Source organism: Siminovitchia fortis (assembly GCF_003605365.2).
Lineage (GTDB): Bacteria > Bacillota > Bacilli > Bacillales > Bacillaceae_C > Siminovitchia > Siminovitchia fortis.
This window is the reverse complement of sequence record NZ_QYTU02000070.1, coordinates 1-5,508: the sequence shown is the minus strand read 5'-3', so window position 1 is coordinate 5,508 and position 5,508 is coordinate 1. Positions and strand designations below refer to the sequence as shown.

The 5,508-nt window shown below is 39.7% G+C and carries 4 protein-coding genes; 1 reads left to right on the top strand and 3 read right to left on the bottom strand.

The features are described 5' to 3' along the window. Positions 1-330 precede the first annotated feature (330 nt). Together D4N35_RS17425 and D4N35_RS17420 are read right to left on the bottom strand one after the other, a co-directional pair. Positions 331-1,401, bottom strand: coding sequence for a type I restriction endonuclease (locus D4N35_RS17425; protein WP_120075945.1), 1,071 nt, complete (start codon positions 1,399-1,401; stop codon positions 331-333). Between the two features lie 93 nt (positions 1,402-1,494). After that, on the bottom strand, positions 1,495-1,842 hold the full coding sequence (locus D4N35_RS17420) for a helix-turn-helix domain-containing protein (protein WP_164876419.1): 348 nt from the start codon (positions 1,840-1,842) through the stop codon (positions 1,495-1,497). A 556-nt stretch (positions 1,843-2,398) separates the two neighbouring features. Between D4N35_RS17420 and D4N35_RS17415 the strand changes: the two genes are divergently transcribed. Next, on the top strand, positions 2,399-3,895 hold the full coding sequence (locus D4N35_RS17415; protein WP_120075941.1) for a peptide MFS transporter: 1,497 nt from the start codon (positions 2,399-2,401) through the stop codon (positions 3,893-3,895). Between the two features lie 766 nt (positions 3,896-4,661). Here D4N35_RS17415 and D4N35_RS17410 read toward each other — a convergent pair. Continuing rightward, positions 4,662-5,381: a polysaccharide deacetylase family protein gene (locus D4N35_RS17410; RefSeq protein WP_120075939.1), complete on the bottom strand. Its 720-nt coding sequence runs from the start codon at positions 5,379-5,381 to the stop codon at positions 4,662-4,664. Between the last annotated feature and the right edge of the window lie 127 nt (positions 5,382-5,508).

Sequence of the window (5,508 nt, the reverse complement as noted above, 5' to 3'; positions counted from 1 at the left end):
TATGAATTAATTAATGCAACGCTAGTGTTATAACATATTCTCTAAATAAAAATATGACATTTTTTTAAAAGATATAATTTCCGGCAACCTACCAGATCATAGTATTTTTAAGGTGAATATCAAGTTTATCAGGAATGCATTTCCAATAACTGGGATTAAAATACATAAATTTATAATCATTTTCTTTCGATCCACTCATGTAGTTCCTATTTTTTCTCTTGCTGTTCGTGTTGAATATGTTTCTAAAAAGAAAATTAGGTGGGGTACAGTTTTGACCGCCGCCCACCTTTATTGATAATTGCATAAAGCGAATTTTTTATAGAACAACTTTTACATGAACATCTTGGCTATCTTTTTTATTCTTTCACTGTGTTTTAAAATATCAGTTACTCTATCAATAGGAACTCTTTCTTTACCTTCATCGTTAAACTCTATGTATTTTTTGGATGTTTCTAAATATAATCGTACAATCCATTTTCTAATGTTGTCATCTAACAGTACGTTAAAATAACTTTGATTATCCCGATAGTAGACTCGGTCTGAATCCAGTATATCGGTTAAAATTGCTTTTAAAATAGCATATTCCTGTATTTCCTCTTCAGTTGTTACAACCAAGGGTTCAATGGATTTTTCAACTTCAATCTCAGCATCAATGCTAGCTGCAATTTCCCGGCGATCTTCTTCAGCTGTTGATTTCAAGGCCGCATTCAATTTGTCGTTTACGAGGTCATTGATAAATTGTTTAAAGCCCTTCTTTACTATTGGCTCGAACTTTTCTATCGTATTTTTCGTTTTTATTCCATCATAAATTTGACCCACTAAAAATTTAACAAACTCATCTGATGGTATTTCCCATTGATCATTTAAGAATGTTTTAATTTTGTTTAAATATTTCAATTCAGAAGCGGTATTAAAGATCTTGTCTAAATCAAAACTATCCTTTCGAAATTTACCCAATTCCTGTATGGAGCTATCTCTTAAATCAAGCAGATTAAATTCAAAAAATGGAGAGGTATCCATCTTGTTTTTTTCTTCCAGATCTGTGTAAAAACGATAAATGACCCCATTTGTTAAGATTGCAAATTTAGCAGTTGTAGTCCCGAAATATCGGAATAGCTGGGAATCATGTTTCTCTAATACTTCATTGACGGATTTGGCCTCTATTAATATCACTGGGAATCCCTCGTTCATAATTGCATAGTCAACCTTCTCTCCTTTTTTGATTCCGACATCAGCAATAAATTCAGGAGTAAATTCAGCAGGATTGAAAATGTCATAACCCAGCAATTGAAAGAAGGGCATCACGAGTGATGTTTTTGTTGCTTCTTCTGTCATGATATTGTCTTTAATAGAGGCTACTCTTTTTGATAAACTTTTTATTTGTTCTTGAAAATCAACCATTGGACTACTCCCCCTTACAGATTGTTTATTAAATTTTTTCTTTTGGAGATACGACTTTAAGTGGCGTTCAAGAAATTTGTTCTCTAAACATCGCTAATCTTTATCACTTTGAATAATCTCCCACATTTTCCGAAGTTTACGTAGATCTTCCTCTGCGGATTTTGGTAATTCTTTGTGCCAGCGTTCTAATTCTGGGTCAGTTATAAAGCTTTGAAAGTCTTTCTTCTCCTTTTTTAACTCCTTTTCGTCACTTAAAAGATGATCTACTTTCACCCCTAATACCCGGGCAATGTCTTTTAATACATCTGGCTCAAATCTCTTTTGGTATCCTGTTTCAATTTTATTCATTTTGCTTTGGGATATATTGATAAAATTTGCTAGCTCCATCTGCTCTATTCCTCTTTTTTTCCTTAGTTCCCTTATCCTATTTCCTACATCCATATCGGGTCCTCCAAAATGCCTATATAAAAACATTTTATAATTTCTAAAATAGAAAGCAATGGTATATTCTAAAAAAGAATATCGATAAATGTTAATTTTCAAAAAAGGTGTTTGTTTAATGAAATTATTCCTAATTAGAATACGTTTGTGTTACATGATAGTAATCAACTAAGTTTTGTAAACTTTTATTGTTAAACGCGGCCCCGAAGCTAGAGATGAAATGTTTTGAGTTAGGAAGGCAAACGTATTGAAGAGTAAAACGTGTAAAAGGTGAAATAATAAAAATGTACGGGAAGTACATTTACAAGGTTAACTCAACCACAAATCAACCTGGAATCCTTTTGAATTGCCAAACATTGCTTTGTGCGAATCCCGTATGAAAAAAATTGATCGATTTTGTTAATTGAAGGAATATTTGGGGTAAGAAACAAAAGATCATGATGCTATCAAATTAAGTGTGTTATTTTTCTGAAATAATTTTATTTCTTGTCAGCGCTGTCATCTGTGATATACTTGTTTGGTATTATTATTCTAACAAAGTTTTGGAGGGAATAGGATGTCTGCTATAGACAAAGAAAAAATTGTATCCAGTGTTCCCCAAAAAGGATTTTTTGGACACCCTAAAGGTCTTTTTACTCTATTCTTTACGGAATTTTGGGAGCGCTTCTCATATTATGGAATGAGGGCCATTCTGCTTTTTTATATGTACTATGAAGTATCAAAAGGCGGTTTGGGCATTGATGAACGAACTGCTCTTTCGATTATGTCCATATACGGCTCACTTGTATATATGTCGGGAATCATAGGGGGATGGTTGGCTGACCGCATCTTTGGGACTTCGCGGGCTGTCTTTTATGGCGGGGTCTTCATTATGTTAGGCCATATCGCTCTGGCTATGCCTGGAGGCCTGGCGATGTTCTTTGTCTCCATGGTCCTGATTGTCATCGGTACCGGCTTACTGAAGCCGAATGTATCCTCTATGGTCGGCGATATTTATAGTGAAAAGGATGATCGCCGTGATGCCGGGTTCAGTATTTTTTACATGGGGATTAACCTGGGAGGCTTCATATCCCCGCTTATTGTCGGATCCAGATCCGTCATAGAGTATAGTTTCCATTTGGGATTCGCGTTCGCAGCGGTTGGAATGTTCTTTGGGCTTTTAGTCTTCCTCTTTACAAAGAAGAAAAATTTGGGACTGGCAGGTACTTACATTGCCAATCCTTTATCTCCAGATGAGAAGAAAAAAGTCTCTCTGGTGATCGTTGGGGCTGCTGTTCTATTGGGAATTGTTTTAGCTGTCACCATTCCAGCGGGCTTGCTTACGATACAATCATTTATTGCTATAGTGGGAATTTTAGGGTTTATCATTCCAACTATTTACTTTATTATTATGTATCGCAGTCCAAAAACAAACGAGGTGGAACGTTCCCGCGTTCTGGCTTATATTCCGTTATTTCTTGCTGCTGTCATGTTTTGGTCCATTCAAGAACAAGGGTCAACAATACTTGCCAACTTTGCAGATAAACGGACACAATTGGACGTTGCAGGGATCCATCTATCTCCTGCATGGTTTCAGTCATTGAATCCATTATTCATCATCCTGTTGGCGCCGGTATTTGCCTGGATATGGATGAAATTAGGAAAACGCCAGCCATCTATCCCACATAAATTCTCTTTGGGATTATTATTTGCGGGCCTTTCCTTCCTTGTCATTTTATTGCCGGCATATTTCGGAGGTGCAAATTCATTGGTACATCCGATCTGGCTCGTGCTTAGTTACCTGGTCGTGGTGATCGGTGAATTATGCTTATCGCCTGTCGGGTTATCAGCGACGACGAAATTGGCGCCCGCCGCATTCTCGGCCCAAACGATGAGCCTATGGTTTCTATCCAATGCGGCCGCTCAAGGGTTGAACGCACAGATTGTGAAATTTTACCGGCCTGAAACAGAAATGCTGTATTTTGGAATCATTGGTTTGAGTGCCATATTACTGGGGATCATTCTATTTTTCGTTACCCCTTTGATTCAAAAACAGATGAAAGGTGTGCGTTAAAGCTGTTGCTTTTAGCGACTGGCAAGCGGACGTAAAGGAAACCCGGAAAATAATGATCGAAAAATAAGGGCGGTCCCGGCGAAAAAGGAAGCCCTCCGTCAAAAAATGAAAGTGAAATATCCATTGGGATTATATCCTAACTTTTAAACTAAACTGTATGAAGGAAGGGCACTCCCTTCCTTTAACGGTTTAGTTTTTTTGTTGTTTAGCGTACTATAAAATGCTCAGGTTGTGAGTAACTTATTTGTCACTTAGTGCTGCGTCCGGCTCCGACGGACAGGAAGTCCTAGTGCCGCCGGCGCCACAGGACGTGGCGCTTTAAGGCGGCCAGCGCCTATCGACTAGCAGACTTCGCACCTGGTGTGCTCCTGCGGCGTAGCTTATTCGAGGATGTTTGGCGAAATCATAGCAAAGCTGCACGACGCCAACTCGAGGAAGCATCACACGAGGCCATTTCAAGTAGTAGCTCTCCTACGATAAGTCAACATCGGCTCCGACGAACAGGATGTGCTAGGGCAGGCGAAGCGACAGGACGTCGCTGCTTGAGCCTGCGTTCCTCGCCGTGTTGTCCGGCTGCGAGTGCCATTGGCGCAAGGATTAAGCCAATCGCTGCTGAAGGCAAACTACGCCTTCGCAAGCGTAGTCTAGCTTTGCGCCGATAAGCAGGCACTCTCCGCCTTTCCTTATCCTTTATCTCGTCGGAGGCACTCTAGTCTGTACGTCGATGGGCAGGGCGCTTGCGCTTTTCTTATTTATCGGAACAATATTATGGTATACCGAGCATGTCCTGGACTGTCACCAATTTGAATCCTTTTTTTCGCAAATCATCGATCACCGTCGGCAGTGCATGGACGGTACCCGATAAATCCCCGCCATCGCCGGTTCCCGAATGCTGCAGAACAATGGATCCGGGACTTACGTTCGGAAGAATATTGCTTGCCACTTCTTCCGCCTCCAGCCCTTTCCAATCCAGCGAATCCACGTCCCATGCCACTACAATTCTTTTTCTTCCTGCCAGCCATTCCATCTGTCTGTTGCTGATATTTCCATACGGAGGCCTCACAATGGTTGGAGCAGAGCCGGTCAGAGAGCGGATTAACTCGTCTGTTCTGGTAATTTGCTTTTGAAAATCAGCGTCTTGCATGTTTAAAAAGTTAGGGTGATTATAGGAGTGATTCCCCACAGCATGGCCTTCTTGCACAATGCGTCTGGCAATATCAGGATATTTTTCTATCCTGTATCCAACAAGAAAAAAGGTGGCTTTCACTTCTTTTTCCTTCAGGATATCCAAAATCTTAGGTGTAAAGATATCATCCGGTGCATCATCGAATGTCAAAGCGATTTCACGTTTTGTCGCAGGGCCCCTCATAATCAATGTACTTTCGTATTTGTTTTTTTCCGCAGCCATCGCCTTTGGCTGAACAGAGCCGGACGAAAAACTTAAAGCAAGGAGAAGCAGGCAGGACAGGAGCCGAATATGTTTCACTGTGATTCATCCTTTTCTTATATCTGTTTATATGGGTAGAGTTTGTAAAACAACATAGATTATGCACGTTCACAACGAGCGCTCTTTTTAGATAAAAAACATAAACCCAAATTACGAAAGTAAATTT